This is a genomic window from Cronobacter sp. HA18003, assembly GCF_011605905.1.
GTDB lineage: Bacteria > Pseudomonadota > Gammaproteobacteria > Enterobacterales > Enterobacteriaceae > Cronobacter > Cronobacter sakazakii.
This window is the reverse complement of sequence record NZ_JAANQO010000011.1, coordinates 1,952,349-1,968,165: the sequence shown is the minus strand read 5'-3', so window position 1 is coordinate 1,968,165 and position 15,817 is coordinate 1,952,349. Positions and strand designations below refer to the sequence as shown.

Here is a 15,817-nt window from a genome sequence, read left to right as displayed (position 1 = left end):
CAAGGGTTATAACAAAATCCTATGTAAAGTAAGGTCAAGACGGGAATTGAGTATATCGGGGAGAAAATAACATACAATAAATTAACAAGGCGGTTTCAAATGAGAAACAATAACGGCGCGGAAATAATTATTCCCGGTGCTGAATCGTTAAAAATAATGTCGCACAGAATGATAAACGAAATTATTTAAAGTCTCTGCTACCAAATTTCGATAAATATATCTAAGCAAATCAGATGCTATTTTATTGACCAGTAAATTGGAACACTTTCTTCGTTGTGCTTTTTTTCTGGCGATAAAAGCAACAAAAAAACAACAATTATTCAGGGTAAAGGATTGATACACATGGAAACAGCAACGCCGCTCGTCGGCATCGATCTGGGGACATCCAACAGCGCGGTGGCCTGGTTTAATGAAGGGCAGGCCACATTGATTGCCGATGGGCAGAAGCACGTCCTCACGCCATCGGTGGTCGGGCTGGATGACGACGGCCATTTCATTGTGGGCGAGGCGGCGAAAGCGCGGCTGGTGAGCCATCCGGCACTCACTCATGCGAGCTTCAAGCGCTACATGGGCACCGATAAAATCTTCGCGCTCGGCGAACACCGCTTTCGCGCCGAAGAGCTGTCTGCCTTAGTGCTTCGCAAGTTGAAAGCCGATGCGGAAGTGGCGCTTGGCTCTCCAGTTACCCGCGCGGTGATCACCGTGCCAGCCTGGTTTAACGATATCCAGCGTAAAGCGGTGAAAGCCGCCGGGCATCTGGCCGGGCTTACGGTTGAGCGGCTGGTGAATGAACCTACGGCGGCCTCGCTCGCCTACGGTCTTGCCGATAATCGCGAGCAAAAGTTTCTGGTTTTCGATCTGGGCGGCGGCACGTTTGACGTTTCCATCGTCGATATGTTTGAAGGCGTGATTGAAGTGCGCGCCAGTAGCGGCGACGCCAGGCTTGGCGGCGATGACTTTACCGACATCATCCGCCAGTGGATGCTTTCGCGTTACCCGAACTACCAGCCGTCCGGCGCGCAGGAAGAGGCGCAACTGGTGGACGCGGCAGAAAGCCTCAAGCGGCAACTGACGCACCAGGCGCAGGCGACCGCCACGCTCAGCGCGGGCGGCCATGAGATGACGTGGACGCTCGACAACGAGACTTTAACGGAGATCTGCCAGCCGCTGCTGGCGCGCCTCAAACAGCCGGTCATCCAGGCGCTGCGCGACGCCCGCTTTGATATCAGCGATCTGGACGATGTGATTCTGGTGGGCGGCGCCACGCGCATGCCGGTGGTGCGCCAGCTGGCCGCGCGTATGTTTGGCCGCTTTCCGCGCGCCGAACTCAACCCGGATGAAGTCGTCGCGCTCGGCGCGGGCATTCAGGCCGGACTTGCCAGCCTTGACGCCGCGCTCGATGACATCGTGCTTACCGACGTCATGCCATACTCGCTTGGTATCGAAACGGCGCGCCGCAACGGCGATCGCTATGACAGCGGGTATTTTCTCCCCATTATTGAGCGCAACAGCTTTGTGCCGGTCAGCATGTTCCGCTCGATTTCCACTGTTTACGATAACCAGCGCCAGCTTGAGATCGCCGTGTTTCAGGGCGAAGCGCGCCGCGTCGCGGAAAATATTCTGCTCGATAAATTCACGCTTGATATTCCCCCGCGCCCGGCGGGCGAGGTAACGGTGGACGTGCGCTTTACCTATACCCTCGACGGCATTCTGGAAGTGGAGTGCAAAGTGGACGGCCAGGAGAGCGCGGCGTCGCTGGTGATTGAACGCGCCCCTGGCAGCCTTAGCCCGGAAGAGATCAAACAGCGTCTGGCACAGCTCGACGCCCTGAAAATTCACCCGCGTGACCGCACGGAGAACCGGCAACTGCTGGCGCAGGCGAGCCTGCGTTATGAGCAAACGCTCGGCGAAAGACGCCATCTTATCGATCACTACAGCGCGCAATTCGAGCAGGCGCTGGAGAGCCAGGATCTGCGTGAGATCGCGCTCGCGCGCCAGGCGCTGGAGCAGATCCTCGCGCAATTTGACGACGGATTACGCTAATGGACGCCTGGACGCTTCTTGGCCTTGAGCCAACAAAAGATAAAGGCGCGCTGCGCCGCGCGTGGGCAAAAATCGTTAAGCAACACCGCCCGGATCAGGATCCGCAAAAGTATCAGCAGTTACGCGAAGCCTATGAGGCGGCGCAGCGCTATCAGGAGTATGACGAGGAAGAAGAGGATGAAGAGGGTGATGATGAAGGCGTCATTACCTACCGCTTTACGCCGCAGACTTTGTTGACGCCGCAGGACGAGCCTCTGCCGCAGGCTGAAACCGTGACGCTGGCTGACTGGGATGCACAAACGCTTAACGAGCAGGCGCAGGCGCTCGCCACCTCGATTGTGGCTGACGAGATGGCGGGCTGTCAGCAACTGGAGACGTTTCTCGCAACCGGGCTGCCGGATGCGCTGGCGGCACGCCGTTATTTCAGCGAGCGGCTTGCCGATGCGCTCTCACAGGAGGAGTGGCTGACGCGCGGCATGCTGGAGCATGTGGGCAGAATTATGGGCTGGGAGCTGGATCACTACCGCAGCACGGCGCTGCCTGACGTGCTGGTTTGGGCGCTTGAAGCGCGTATCGCCACGACGGAAGAAGAGTACCGGATGGTCGTGGAGCGCGGCCAGCATCAGGCGAACTGGCTGTCGAAAGCCCGCTGGCGGTTGATCAGCGAACCGCAGGCGCCGCTGCCCTGGTGGGGGCGTTTCTGGCCCGGTTTTCTGGATGAGGCACGCCAGCGCGCGCGCGCGATGTGCAGCGAGCATCCGGGGATGTGGCAGCGTCTGAATCCGGTCATGATTGAGCTTTTATCTGCGCCTGGCTGGGCGCTGCCACTCTATACCTTTATGGCTGTGCTCTTCTGGGGCAGCGTGCTGGGTTTCCTTGCGATCGACCCGCAGGTGACGGCGGTGGATGTCGGTATCGTCGGCGCGATAGTGGTGGTTTACCTGTTTGGCATACCTTATCTCTGGAACCGCTATCCGGAAGGCAGTCGTCAGCGGATCGGCATTCGTGTCGGGTACGTGCTGTTATCCGTCGCGCTACTTGCCCATCCGGTGGGAGAGCTTGCGCGATATACCGTCGGGTTTTACCACAAAAACCATGAAATCACGCCGCTGCTCTATGTGGTCGTCATTATCGTGGCGGTGCTGGTGGTGTGTTTAAGGCCGCGAATGCGGGTCTGGTGGCGCTGGCCCATTGATATTATCTCCGGGCCGTTGGGGTTTCCTGTAAACCTTATCAGTCAGCTTCCGTGGATAATCAACCTGCTTCTGATTCCGTTCGGCAGCAAAGTCTATAGCGCGATAATAAGCAACATGATTACCTTACTACGCTTAGGGCTGTGAACGCGCAGAGCCCTTGCGCAGCGCCAGGTAATCCAGCAGGCAGCCGAGCACGATACCGGCAAGCGCCAGCGCTATGCCCGCTTCAAGCAGCGTGACGCCGAAGGTCAACGCGCTCAGACCGAGCGCGTGACTGATGATAATCAGCAGCCAGACGCCTGCCAGCACGCAGCCGAGCAGCAGCAGACGCAACGCAAACCGGTAGCCAGCCGGGTAGGCCTGGCGGCGCAAAAACTTGCCAGTATCGCCCATATATTCCAGCGTTTCCTTGCACAGCTGTAAAAGCAGAAGGCCCGGCACGGCCGCCGCGACCGAGAAAAGATAAAACGTCGGCCAGCCGTAGGCTTCCACAAACCAGCCCGCGACCGGGCCGACATAGACGCGGCCCACGGCCGAGAGCGCAGAGAGCAGGGCGAACTGTGTGGCGGAGAACGACTTATTACAGAGCGTCATCAGCAGCGCGACGAACGCCGCGGTGCCCATGCCGCCGCACAGGTTTTCAAAAAAGACCGCACCGGCCATGCTCAGCAGATGTTTATCCGTCACCGACAGCAGCCAGTAACCCGCGTTTGAAACCGCCTGCAAAATCCCGAAAATCATCAACGCGCGAAACAGTGAGAGCCGCTGCATCAGCGCACCGCCGAAAAGCGCGCCAATGATAGTGGCGAGCAGCCCCAGCGTCTTGTTCACCATCCCCACCTGACCGGCGTCAAAGCCGACGCCGCGAATTAAAAAGGTGGTGGTGAGGCTCATGGCGAACGCGTCGCCAAGTTTATAAAGCACAATCAGCAGCAGAATAAGCCAGGCGTTATTGCGCCCGAAGAAATCGCGCAGAGGCGCGACCACCGCCTGCTCCAGCGTGCGCGGGGCGGGGATCGCGTCGTCCGGTTCGGGCGCAAGCCAGGTGGCGATAATGCAGGGGATCAGCAGCGCGGCCATCAGCCAGTAAGTGGCCTGCCAGCCAAGCCAGCGGTCCGCCATCCAGAGCGCAAGCCCGCCAGACACCAGCATCGCCAGCCGGTAGCCCAGCACGCTAATCGCAGCACCCGTTCCGCGTTCATCTGCGGGCAGCACGTCCGTTTTCCAGGCATCAAACACGATATCCTGCGATGCCGAGCAGAACGCAATCAGCACCGCCAGCGCCGCCATCCAGCGCAGATGCGTTGAGGGCTCTAAAAAGCCCATCGCGGCGATGGCGATCAGTAATAACAGCTGTGTGATAAACAGCCAGCCGCGGCGTCTGCCGAGAAACGGCGGCGTATAGCGGTCCATCACCGGCGACCAGAGAAATTTAAAGACGTAAGCCTGACCGACGAGGGAGAAAAAGCCGATGGTTTTGAGATCGATATTCTCGACCGTCATCCAGGCCTGGAGCGTGCCGGAGGTGAGCGCCAGCGGGAGTCCAGAAGCGAAGCCGAGGATCAGTAAAATGGCGGATTTCGGCTGCTGGAAAAGACGTAAGTAAGAACTGTGCATGGGCGGCCGTAAAAAAAGCGGCCCGGCGAACCGGGCCTTTAACAACAAGGATGATTAACGCGCGTTCTGTTTGATGAACTCGTGAATGCTGGTGTCCTGCGCCATATCGGCGATGGTGTCGCTCAGCACGGAGTTAACGGCGTCGGCGATGTTTTTGTTGCTCGCCTGGAAAGCGCCTTCAACAGAATAGCTGGCGCGGTAGTTTTTGGTCATCTTATTGCCGGTCTTCGCGGTGGCGATGATAGAGATATCCGCTTTGGTGGCGATGTTGTAGCGCACGTTACCCTGCGAGACGTCAGCATAGAGCTGGTTGACGATAATTTGCAGATCCACCGCGCCGCTTGGGCCAATCATATAACCGCGGGAGGTCATCTGTTTTTCCAGCACTTCCTGGAGCAGGAAACGCAGATCGCGAGAGGCGGTCAGCGTTACCAGCTGGTTGTCGCGGGTGACTTTCGCGAGCGCCTGATCCTGACGCTGGTCAGCGCCGTTGATGCTGACGGTCACGCCCATCAGGCTCGGGTCCTGCTGCGGCAGGGTGATTTTCGGGGAGACTTCAATCGTCGTCGGCGGTGTGGCACATCCGGCCAGCATAAAAAGGGCGACGAGCGGGAAGAGTACTTTTTTTAACATGTTCAGGCTCTCAACGGTCCATGGGCAATAAAGAAGAAAATTCCCGCCATCATAGCATCGCCATGCGCGAGGGGAAGAGGCCAGTCGACTGAAAATAACGCAATGTCTTTTTTATGACCGTCGCCTGGCTTCGCACCGTAACAGATTCCCGTAAAACGGCGCGACCGGGCGCACAGCCTGCCATAAAGCGAAGCGGCTGCAAAAGTTAAAATTGTGTTGTTTTTTGACAATGGAAACGGTAAAAGCGGCTAACCTTTAAAGTGATGGCTGCCATCGCAGCGTGGTCGAGGAGAGTTTTATGATGATACGCGAGCAGATCGAAGAAAAACTGAAAGCAGCGTTTGAGCCTGTCTTTCTGGATGTGGTGGATGAAAGCTATCGTCATAACGTACCGGCAGGCTCTGAAAGCCATTTCAAAGTCGTGCTGGTCAGCGATCGCTTTGTTGGCGAGCGTTTTCTGAATCGTCACCGCCTCATCTACGGCATCCTTAGCGAAGAGCTGGCCTCGACGGTGCATGCGCTGGCGCTGCATACCTACACGCTTAAAGAGTGGGAAGGGCTACAGGATACTGTCCTGCCTTCTCCGGCCTGTCGGGGAGCCGGCACGCTGGCCTGATTAATCACAGTTGCAACGTCGGGAGCTTTTCCAGTATGTTGCGCCAGCGGTAAGAAAACGAAACGGCCTGCGTGGCCGTTTTTGTTTTGCCTGAATTTTGCACGGTATGTGCATTTTTCAGTCGTAATTTTGCCGGGAAGTGTGAAAAGTGCCGCAATGCCTCGGCTGGCTTTTCTCGACTCCCCAAGGGGATGCCGCTATAATGCTGCGTCTTATTTTTCGGAATGTCTTCGGGACGATTCTGGCGACAGGGATAGTGTTTCTGCTAAAGAAGACGTCCCGGTTCTGCGAAGCGAATACCATAGGGCTTCCAGAGTTGACCGAGCACTGTGATTTTTTGAGGTAACAAGATGCAAGTTTCAGTTGAAACCACTCAGGGCCTTGGGCGCCGTGTAACGATTACTATCGCTGCTGACAGCATCGAGAACGCTGTAAAAAGCGAGCTGGTCAACGTGGCAAAGAAAGTGCGTATCGACGGCTTTCGCAAAGGCAAAGTACCGATGAATGTTGTTGCTCAGCGTTATGGCGCTTCCGTGCGTCAGGATGTGCTGGGCGATCTGATGAGCCGTCACTTCGTTGACGCCATCATCAAAGAAAAAATCAATCCGGCTGGCGCGCCGAACTACGTTCCGGGCGAATACAAACTGGGCGAAGACTTCACCTACGCGGTAGAGTTCGAAGTGTACCCGGAAGTTGAGCTGAAAGGCCTGGAATCTATCGAAGTGGAAAAACCGGTTGTTGAAGTGACCGACGCTGACGTAGACACCATGCTGGACACCCTGCGCAAGCAGCAGGCGACCTGGAAAGACAAAGACGGCGCTGCTGATGCAGAAGACCGTGTGACCATCGACTTCACCGGTTCTGTAGACGGCGAAGAGTTCGAAGGCGGCAAAGCGACCGACTTCGTACTGGCGATGGGCCAGGGCCGCATGATCCCGGGCTTTGAAGAAGGCATTAAAGGCCACAAAGCGGGCGAAGAGTTCACCATCGACGTGACCTTCCCGGAAGAGTACCACGCAGAAAACCTGAAAGGTAAAGCGGCGAAATTCGTCATCAACCTGAAGAAAGTTGAAGAGCGCGAACTGCCGGAACTGACTGAAGAGTTCATCAAACGTTTCGGCGTTGAAGATGGTTCTGTTGCTGGTCTGCGTGCTGAAGTGCGTAAAAACATGGAGCGCGAACTGAAAGGCGCCGTGCGTAACCGCATCAAGTCTCAGGCTATCGAAGGTCTGGTGAACGCGAATAACATCGACGTTCCGGCGGCGTTGATCGACGGCGAAATCGACGTGCTGCGCCGTCAGGCTGCACAGCGTTTCGGTGGCAACGAGAAACAGGCTCTGGAACTGCCGCGCGAACTGTTCGAAGAACAGGCTAAACGCCGCGTTGTTGTTGGCCTGCTGCTGGGTGAAGTGATCCGTACCCACGAGCTGAAAGCTGACGAAGATCGCGTGAAAGCGCTGATCGAAGAGATGGCTTCCGCTTACGAAGATCCGTCAGAAGTTATCGAGTTCTACAGCAAGAACAACGAGCTGATGGACAACATGCGCAACGTGGCGCTGGAAGAGCAGGCGGTTGAAGCGGTACTGGCGAAAGCCAAAGTGACCGAAAAACCGACCTCTTTCAACGAACTGATGAACCAGCAGGCGTAAGCCCTTTCATCGTTTCACGACGAGGCACATGGGGCCCGTCACCGCAGGGTGACGGGCTTTTTTGTCACTTTTCCTACCCAAAAATGGCGGGTCAGGCGTGTTTCGGTGTTAGCGTAACAGCAAAAGATTGTTATGCTTGAAACAGGGCATCATTATCCCCATTAATGAAACAGTAAAAAGTGAACGACTGGCTGATAATCCGTCCGTAAGGTGTTTACCGGCAGGAGCATAGTCATCCTGTACGGTCTCAAGTAGAATCAGTGCAGCAGGTTACTCAGAATATTTATCCAGGAGACGGATATGTCATACAGTGACGAACGTGATCAATTTGCACCCCATATGGCTCTGGTGCCGATGGTTGTTGAACAGACCTCGCGCGGCGAGCGTTCTTACGATATTTTCTCCCGTCTGCTCAAGGAACGTATCATTTTTCTGACCGGCCAGGTCGAAGACCAGATGGCCAACCTGATTGTCGCGCAGATGCTGTTTCTGGAAGCGGAAAACCCAGAGAAAGACATCTATCTTTACATTAACTCGCCGGGTGGGGTAATCACCGCCGGGATGTCTATCTACGACACCATGCAGTTTATTCAGCCGGACGTCAGCACCATTTGTATGGGCCAGGCGGCGTCAATGGGCGCATTCCTGCTGACCGCGGGCACGAAAGGGAAACGTTTCTGCCTGCCCAACTCGCGCGTAATGATCCACCAGCCGCTGGGCGGCTACCAGGGGCAGGCGACGGATATCGAAATCCACGCCCGCGAAATCCTGAAAGTGAAAGCACGCATGAATGAACTGATGGCGCAACATACGGGCCAGCCTCTTGAACAAATCGAGAGAGACACCGAGCGCGACCGTTTCCTCTCTGCAGGTGAAGCAGTAGAGTATGGTCTGGTTGACTCCATCATGACCCACCGTAACTGACGCCCGCCACGCGAGGGCCGCTATACTCATTAAGAGGTGGTCCTCGGTATCCTGGCGGCAGGCGCTGGTATTGGCATGGCGTTGTCGCGTGCGGCACTAAGAACAGAAAAGAGGTTTTGACTCATGACAGATAAGCGCAAAGACAGCTCAGGCAAACTGTTGTACTGCTCTTTTTGCGGCAAAAGCCAGCATGAAGTGCGCAAGCTGATTGCCGGGCCGTCCGTGTATATCTGCGACGAGTGTGTCGATCTGTGTAACGACATTATTCGCGAAGAGATTAAAGAAGTGGCTCCGCACCGTGAACGCAGCGCTCTGCCGACGCCACATGAAATTCGTAGCCATCTTGACGATTACGTTATCGGTCAGGAAAAGGCCAAAAAGGTGCTGGCGGTAGCGGTCTATAACCACTACAAACGTCTGCGCAATGGCGACACGTCTAACGGCGTTGAGCTTGGCAAAAGTAACATTCTGCTGATCGGCCCGACCGGTAGCGGTAAAACGCTGCTCGCCGAAACGCTGGCGCGCCTGCTGGATGTGCCGTTCACCATGGCTGACGCCACCACGCTGACCGAAGCCGGTTACGTGGGCGAGGACGTGGAAAACATCATTCAGAAACTGCTCCAGAAGTGCGACTACGACGTGCAGAAAGCGCAGCGCGGCATCGTGTATATCGATGAGATTGATAAAATCTCCCGGAAATCCGATAACCCGTCTATCACGCGTGACGTTTCTGGCGAAGGCGTTCAGCAGGCGCTGCTGAAGCTTATCGAAGGCACCGTGGCTGCCGTACCGCCGCAAGGCGGTCGCAAGCATCCGCAGCAGGAGTTCTTGCAGGTGGATACCTCCAAGATCCTCTTTATCTGCGGCGGCGCGTTCGCGGGCCTCGATAAAGTTATCGCGAACCGCGTAGAAACCGGATCCGGCATTGGTTTTGGCGCGACGGTCAAAGGCAAATCGCAGAAAGCGACCGAAGGCGAACTGCTCTCTCAGGTGGAGCCGGAAGATCTGATCAAGTTTGGTCTGATCCCGGAATTCATCGGTCGTCTGCCGGTGGTGGCCACCCTGAATGAGCTGAGCGAAGACGCCCTGATCCAGATCCTGAAAGAGCCGAAAAACGCCCTGACCAAGCAGTATCAGGCGCTGTTCAATCTGGAAGGTGTGGAGCTTGAGTTCCGCGACGAAGCGCTGGAAGCCATCGCGAAGAAAGCGATGTCCCGTAAAACCGGTGCGCGTGGCCTGCGCTCTATCGTAGAAGCGGCGCTGCTTGAGACCATGTACGATCTGCCGTCCATGGAAGAAGTGGAAAAAGTGGTCATCGATGAGTCGGTGATTGCCGGCCAGAGCGAGCCGCTGCTGATTTACGGCAAGCCGGAAGCCCAGCAGGCATCCGGCGAATAATTCGCCCGTTCCGACAATCAGTTAACAATAAATGGGGGAAATATTCCCCCATTTATTTTTCCTGCTTCCGTGCCGTTGAATGTCCGGGAAACATCCCCATATACTGATTTACTTAATTGGTGATGCCGTGAAGTGCGTTCACATGCGCCCCATCACCAGGCGGAAACTAAACTAAGAGAGAGCTCTATGAATCCTGAGCGTTCTGAACGCATTGAAATCCCCGTATTGCCATTGCGCGATGTGGTGGTTTATCCGCACATGGTTATCCCTTTGTTTGTGGGACGGGAAAAGTCTATTCGTTGTCTTGAAGCCGCCATGGATAATGACAAAAAAGTCATGCTGGTGGCGCAGAAAGAAGCCTCAACGGATGAGCCGGGCGTGAACGATCTGTTTACCGTCGGTACCGTGGCGTCTATTTTGCAAATGCTGAAACTGCCGGACGGTACCGTCAAAGTGCTGGTCGAAGGTTTGCAGCGCGCGCGTATTACCACGCTTTCCGACAACGGCGACCATTTCGCGGCAAAAGCGGAATACCTCGAATCGCCGGCTATTGACGAGCGCGAGCAGGAAGTGCTGGTGCGCACCGCGATTAGCCAGTTCGAAGGCTACATCAAGCTGAACAAAAAAATCCCGCCAGAAGTGCTGACGTCGCTTAACAGCATCGACGATCCGGCGCGTCTTGCGGATACCATCGCCGCGCATATGCCGCTGAAGCTCAGCGACAAGCAGTCGGTGCTGGAAATGTCCGACATCAATGAGCGTCTGGAATACCTGATGGCGATGATGGAATCGGAAATCGACCTGCTGCAGGTTGAGAAACGCATTCGTAATCGCGTCAAAAAACAGATGGAAAAAAGCCAGCGCGAGTACTATCTGAACGAGCAAATGAAAGCCATTCAGAAAGAGCTCGGCGAAATGGACGACGCGCCGGACGAAAACGAAGCGCTGAAGCGTAAAATCGACGCGGCCAAAATGCCGAAAGAGGCAAAAGAGAAAGCCGAAGCCGAGCTGCAGAAGCTGAAAATGATGTCGCCGATGTCCGCCGAAGCGACCGTGGTACGCGGTTATATCGACTGGATGGTGCAGGTGCCGTGGAACGCGCGCAGCAAAGTCAAAAAAGACCTGCGTCAGGCCCAGGAAATCCTCGATACCGACCACTACGGCCTTGAGCGCGTCAAAGACCGCATTCTGGAATACCTCGCGGTTCAGAGCCGTGTTAACAAAATCAAAGGGCCGATCCTCTGCCTGGTCGGGCCGCCGGGGGTAGGTAAAACCTCGCTCGGTCAGTCCATCGCCAAAGCGACCGGTCGTAAATATGTCCGTATGGCGCTCGGCGGCGTGCGTGACGAAGCGGAAATCCGCGGTCACCGCCGTACTTACATCGGCTCCATGCCGGGTAAACTTATCCAGAAAATGGCTAAAGTGGGCGTGAAAAACCCGCTGTTCCTGCTCGATGAGATCGACAAAATGTCCTCTGACATGCGCGGCGATCCGGCTTCCGCCCTGCTGGAAGTACTCGATCCGGAACAGAACGTGGCCTTTAACGATCACTATCTGGAAGTGGATTACGACTTAAGCGACGTCATGTTCGTCGCGACCTCCAACTCCATGAACATTCCGGCGCCGCTGCTGGACCGTATGGAAGTGATCCGTCTGTCCGGTTACACCGAAGATGAAAAACTCAACATCGCGAAGCGCCATCTGCTACCGAAGCAGATCGAGCGTAACGCGCTGAAAGAGAATGAGATTAACGTCGATGACAGCGCCATTATCGGCATCATCCGTTACTACACTCGCGAAGCGGGCGTGCGTAGCCTTGAGCGTGAAATCTCTAAACTGTGCCGTAAAGCGGTAAAACAGCTGCTGCTGGATAAATCGCTCAAACGCATCGAAATCACCGGTGAAAACCTGAAAGATTTCCTGGGTGTGCAGCGCTTCGACTATGGCCGCGCCGACAGCGAAAACCGCGTAGGGCAGGTGACGGGGCTTGCGTGGACGGAAGTGGGCGGCGATCTGCTGACCATCGAAACTGCGTGCGTGCCGGGTAAAGGCAAACTGACTTACACCGGTTCACTGGGTGAAGTGATGCAGGAATCTATCCAGGCGGCGTTAACGGTCGTTCGCGCGCGCGCTGAGAAGCTTGGCATCAACAGCGACTTCTACGAAAAACGTGATATTCACGTTCACGTGCCGGAAGGTGCCACGCCGAAAGATGGCCCGAGCGCCGGTATCGCGATGTGCACCGCGCTGGTCTCCTGCCTGACCGGCAACCCGGTGCGCGCCGATGTGGCGATGACCGGTGAAATTACGCTGCGTGGTCAGGTACTGCCGATTGGCGGCCTGAAAGAGAAACTGCTGGCGGCGCACCGTGGCGGCATCAAAACCGTGCTGATCCCGGATGAAAACAAACGCGACCTGGAAGAGATTCCGGAGAACGTGATTGCCGATCTGGATATCCACCCGGTTAAGCGCATCGAAGAAGTGCTGACGCTGGCGCTGCAAAACGCGCCGTACGGCATGCAGGTCGCCACCGCAAAATAGTGACCTGACGCAAGCGCGCTGAGAAAAACAGGGCTGGTAAGTGCTTTCGTACTTGCCAGCCTTTTTTTGTATAGCTAATTTAGATTGCCGGTCTGGGGTGCCATCAACAACTCCTGTTGTAAGGGCATGTGAGGACTGTTATAACTGCTGCGCGGTCGCACCCTGAAGGATCCCGGTGCGATATAAAATATAAAGAGAGGAAGAGAAGAGTGAATAAATCTCAACTGATAGACAAAATTGCCGCAGGTGCCGATATTTCTAAAGCAGCGGCTGGACGTGCGTTAGATGCTTTGATTGATTCCGTGACTGAATCTCTGCAGTCCGGGGATGAAGTCGCGCTGGTTGGCTTTGGTACTTTTTCCGTTCGTGAACGCGCTGCCCGCACTGGCCGCAACCCACAGACGGGCAAGGAAATCACCATCGCGGCTGCGAAAGTTCCGGGTTTCCGTGCCGGTAAAGCGCTGAAAGACGCGGTTAACTGATCCTGTGGCTGGCGTCAGCACAGCCAGAGGATAAAAAAACAAGGCGCATCATAAGATGTGCCTTTTTTCTTTCTGGATGAGTAATCTGCGGATATGGGCTGACAACCGCCCCGGTTTCTTGTCACAATACGCCTTTGCGCGCAGCGGCCCAGCGGATGTCGCCATGTTTCTGTGCGAGTTCTACCTGTCATTCTACAGCGGAGTGTTGTTACACCATGATGGACAATTTACGCGCGGCGGCGAATCACGTCGTGCTCAAGATCATTCTGGGTTTGATTATCCTGTCATTCGTACTGACTGGCGTGAGTAACTACCTGATTGGCGGTAACAGCAACTATGCCGCGAAAGTTAACGACCAGGAAATCAGTCGGGCCCAGCTTGAAAACGCGGTCAACATCGAGCGCAACAACCTTGAGAGAAGACTGGGCGACCGTTTCTCTGAGCTCGCGTCCAATGAACAATATATGGCCGAGCTGCGCCAGCGCGCGCTGCAGGGGCTGATTGACGAAGCGCTGATTGATCAATACGCGCGTTCGCTGCATCTCAACATCAGCGATGAGCAGGTGCGCCAGTCGATTTTCAAAAACCCGGCGTTCCAGAGCGACGGTAAATTCGATAACGCGCGCTACAACGCTATTATCACCAGCATGGGCATGAGCGCCGATCAGTACGCGCAGGCGCTGCGTAATCAGCTCACGACGGACCAACTGGTCAGCGCCGTGATGGGCAGTGACTTCATTCTGCCGGGCGAAAGCGATCAGTTCGCTGCGCTCTTTGCCCAGCAGCGCCAGGTTCGCACGGCGACCATCGCGGTCGATGCGCTGGCTCAGAAGCAGCAGGTTTCCGAACAGGAAATCAAAGACTACTATCAGCAGCACACCAATAATTTCCAGTCGCCTGAGCAGTTCCGCGTAAGCTACATCAAGCTTGATGCCGCAGCGCTCGCTGAGAACGCCAGTGAAGATGAAATCCAGGCGTACTACGACAAACATCAGGATGAATTTGGTCAGCCGCAGCGTAACCGCTACAGCCTGATCCAGACTAAAACCGAAGATGAAGCGAAAGCCATTCTCGCGCAGCTCAAGCAGGGCGCGGATTTCGCAACGCTCGCCAAAGAGAAATCGGTCGATGTCATCACTGCCCGCAACGGCGGCGACATGGGCTGGCTGGAGCCGGGTACCACGCCGGATGAGTTCAAAAATGCCGGTCTGAAAGAGAAGGGCCAGCTTTCTGACGTTATCAAATCCTCCGTGGGCTTCCTGATTGTGCGTCTCGACGACATCACGCCAGCCACCGTGAAGCCGCTTTCTGAGGTACATAACGACATCAGCGCGAAAGTGAAGCAGGAGAAAGCGCTGGATGCCTTCTTCGCACTGCAGCGTAAAGTGAGCGATGCAGCGAACAATGATAACGAATCACTGGCAAGCGCCGAGAAAGCCGCGGGCGTGAAAGCGGTGGAAACCGGCTGGTTCAGCCGTGATGCAGTGCCTGAGGAAATTAACTTTAAGCCGGTGGCCGACGCTGTGTTTGGCGGCAACCTGCTCGGCGAGAACGGCACGCCGGGCAGTAATTCAGACATCATCACCGTCGATGGTGACCGCGCGTTCGTGCTGCGTATTACCGATCACAAACCGCAGGCGGAAAAACCGCTGGCAGAGGTGAAAGATCAGGTGACGGCACTGGTGAAACACCAGAAGGCGCTGAAAGCGGCAAATGAAGAAGCGCAAAATCTGCTGAGCGCGCTGAAAGCGGGCAAAGGTGACGAGGCGCTGAAAGCGGCAGGCATTGCTTTCAGCCCGGTAAAAACCTTTGAGCGCACCACGCAGGATACGCTGACGCAGCCGGTGTTCGCTCTGCCGCTGCCAGCCAAAGATAAACCGAGTTACGGCATCGGCAACGACATGCAGGGCAACGTGGTTCTGCTGGCGCTCGATGAAGTGCGTAGCGGCACCATGCCGGATGCTCAGAAGAAAGCGATGGCGCAGCGTCTGACTCAGAACAATGCAGAGATTGCCTTCGACGCGCTGCTGAAAGGCCTGCGTAAAGACGCCAAAATCAAACTTGGCGATGCGGGCGCACCGCCGCAGCAATAACGAGACGTCTCGCACCATTTCTGCAACTCACTGCAAATACCAAAGGCCGCTTTCGCGGCCTTTTCCATTTCTGAAATCTGACATTTGAGCCTGCTTCTCTCTCCGCTTAAGGTGGCGAGGCTGTTAACAAACAAGGAGAACACAGCATGAAACGTGGAATCAAAGCCTTATGTCTCGCCGTCGCGCTGGCTGGCGGCACTTTTTGCACCGCAGCTATCGCGGCACCATCAGCAGGAAAAACCCAGGCGGAGCCGGTAAAAGAAAAAACCGCCGCCACTACGCCACAGGCGAAGCCGGAAACCACGGCGGATGCGCCAGAAGAAACCGTTAGCATTAACACCGCGACGGCGGATGAACTGGCACAGGCGATGAACGGCGTTGGTAAAAAGAAAGCGCAGTCTATCGTCAGCTATCGCGAAGAGTATGGTCCGTTTAAGTCTATTGAGGATTTAAAACAGGTGCCGGGAATGGGGAATTCGCTCGTCGAACGTAATCTTTCCCGGATCCGCCTCTAATCGTTAGTCATCCACGCTTGCAGAGTTGAAAAACTTTGCCAGACTAAAGAGGTCATACCAGTGGTGTGACCTCTGTTTTTATATCACTCTGTATCCCTGACAAAAAGAAA

The 15,817-nt window shown here is 55.7% G+C and carries 12 protein-coding genes; 10 read left to right on the top strand and 2 right to left on the bottom strand.

Annotated features, from left to right (window positions below; translation table 11 throughout):
- The first annotated feature begins 342 nt into the window (after nt 1-342).
- Together G6041_RS10425 and G6041_RS10420 are read left to right on the top strand one after the other, a co-directional pair.
- The gene (locus G6041_RS10425) at nt 343-2,043 is read left to right on the top strand and encodes a molecular chaperone HscC (RefSeq protein WP_012125493.1); all 1,701 of its coding nucleotides are present in this window, start codon (nt 343-345) and stop codon (nt 2,041-2,043) included.
- The gene (locus G6041_RS10420; RefSeq protein WP_012125492.1) at nt 2,043-3,383 is read left to right on the top strand and encodes a J domain-containing protein; all 1,341 of its coding nucleotides are present in this window, start codon (nt 2,043-2,045) and stop codon (nt 3,381-3,383) included. Before G6041_RS10425 ends, G6041_RS10420 begins: the two co-directional genes overlap by 1 nt.
- On the opposite strand, the gene ampG is transcribed toward G6041_RS10420, so the two are convergent.
- Together ampG and G6041_RS10410 are read right to left on the bottom strand one after the other, a co-directional pair.
- On the bottom strand, nt 3,372-4,856 hold the full coding sequence (gene ampG / locus G6041_RS10415; protein WP_012125491.1) for a muropeptide MFS transporter AmpG: 1,485 nt from the start codon (nt 4,854-4,856) through the stop codon (nt 3,372-3,374). The two genes, G6041_RS10420 and ampG, sit on opposite strands and share 12 nt — an antisense overlap.
- A 54-nt stretch (nt 4,857-4,910) precedes the next feature.
- A complete protein-coding gene (locus G6041_RS10410; RefSeq protein WP_004387734.1) occupies nt 4,911-5,489 on the bottom strand; it encodes a lipoprotein in 579 nt (192 codons plus the stop codon).
- A 298-nt stretch (nt 5,490-5,787) separates the two neighbouring features.
- On the opposite strand from G6041_RS10410, the gene bolA reads away from it, so the two are divergent.
- The 8 genes from bolA (at nt 5,788) to G6041_RS10370 (ending at nt 15,707) form a co-directional block, all read left to right on the top strand.
- Nucleotides 5,788-6,105 (top strand): transcriptional regulator BolA, encoded by a 318-nt coding sequence (gene bolA / locus G6041_RS10405; RefSeq protein WP_004387733.1) that lies wholly within the window; start codon nt 5,788-5,790, stop codon nt 6,103-6,105.
- Nucleotides 6,106-6,455: 350 nt separating this feature from the next.
- Entirely contained in the window at nt 6,456-7,754 is a 1,299-nt protein-coding gene (gene tig, locus G6041_RS10400) for a trigger factor (protein WP_004387731.1), read from the top strand.
- Nucleotides 7,755-8,054: 300 nt separating this feature from the next.
- A complete protein-coding gene (gene clpP / locus G6041_RS10395; RefSeq protein WP_004387730.1) occupies nt 8,055-8,678 on the top strand; it encodes an ATP-dependent Clp endopeptidase proteolytic subunit ClpP in 624 nt (207 codons plus the stop codon).
- Nucleotides 8,679-8,801: 123 nt separating this feature from the next.
- Nucleotides 8,802-10,076 (top strand): ATP-dependent protease ATP-binding subunit ClpX, encoded by a 1,275-nt coding sequence (gene clpX / locus G6041_RS10390; protein ID WP_004387729.1) that lies wholly within the window; start codon nt 8,802-8,804, stop codon nt 10,074-10,076.
- A 186-nt stretch (nt 10,077-10,262) separates the two neighbouring features.
- Nucleotides 10,263-12,617, top strand: a complete 2,355-nt coding sequence (gene lon, locus G6041_RS10385; RefSeq protein WP_004387728.1) for an endopeptidase La — start codon at nt 10,263-10,265, stop codon at nt 12,615-12,617.
- Nucleotides 12,618-12,826: 209 nt separating this feature from the next.
- A complete protein-coding gene (gene hupB, locus G6041_RS10380; protein ID WP_004387727.1) occupies nt 12,827-13,099 on the top strand; it encodes a nucleoid-associated protein HU-beta in 273 nt (90 codons plus the stop codon).
- A 215-nt stretch (nt 13,100-13,314) separates the two neighbouring features.
- Nucleotides 13,315-15,192 carry a peptidylprolyl isomerase gene (gene ppiD / locus G6041_RS10375; RefSeq protein WP_012125487.1) on the top strand — a complete coding sequence of 626 codons (1,878 nt, stop codon included), beginning with the start codon at nt 13,315-13,317 and terminating at the stop codon, nt 15,190-15,192.
- A 146-nt stretch (nt 15,193-15,338) separates the two neighbouring features.
- Nucleotides 15,339-15,707, top strand: coding sequence for a helix-hairpin-helix domain-containing protein (locus G6041_RS10370; RefSeq protein ID WP_004387725.1), 369 nt, complete (start codon nt 15,339-15,341; stop codon nt 15,705-15,707).
- The last annotated feature ends 110 nt before the right edge of the window (nt 15,708-15,817 follow it).

Excerpts from the sequence above, each read along its gene's own strand:
- G6041_RS10370 (WP_004387725.1), top strand. The coding sequence starts at position 15,339 with ATGAAACGTGGAATCAAAGCCTTATGTCTCGCCGTCGCGCTGGCTGGC.
- tig (WP_004387731.1), top strand. The coding sequence starts at position 6,456 with ATGCAAGTTTCAGTTGAAACCACTCAGGGCCTTGGGCGCCGTGTAACG.
- clpP (WP_004387730.1), top strand. The coding sequence starts at position 8,055 with ATGTCATACAGTGACGAACGTGATCAATTTGCACCCCATATGGCTCTG.
- bolA (WP_004387733.1), top strand. The coding sequence starts at position 5,788 with ATGATGATACGCGAGCAGATCGAAGAAAAACTGAAAGCAGCGTTTGAG.
- G6041_RS10410 (WP_004387734.1), bottom strand. The coding sequence starts at position 5,489 with ATGTTAAAAAAAGTACTCTTCCCGCTCGTCGCCCTTTTTATGCTGGCC.
- lon (WP_004387728.1), top strand. The coding sequence starts at position 10,263 with ATGAATCCTGAGCGTTCTGAACGCATTGAAATCCCCGTATTGCCATTG.
- ppiD (WP_012125487.1), top strand. The coding sequence starts at position 13,315 with ATGATGGACAATTTACGCGCGGCGGCGAATCACGTCGTGCTCAAGATC.
- clpX (WP_004387729.1), top strand. The coding sequence starts at position 8,802 with ATGACAGATAAGCGCAAAGACAGCTCAGGCAAACTGTTGTACTGCTCT.
- ampG (WP_012125491.1), bottom strand. The coding sequence starts at position 4,856 with ATGCACAGTTCTTACTTACGTCTTTTCCAGCAGCCGAAATCCGCCATT.
- G6041_RS10425 (WP_012125493.1), top strand. The coding sequence starts at position 343 with ATGGAAACAGCAACGCCGCTCGTCGGCATCGATCTGGGGACATCCAAC.
- G6041_RS10420 (WP_012125492.1), top strand. The coding sequence starts at position 2,043 with ATGGACGCCTGGACGCTTCTTGGCCTTGAGCCAACAAAAGATAAAGGC.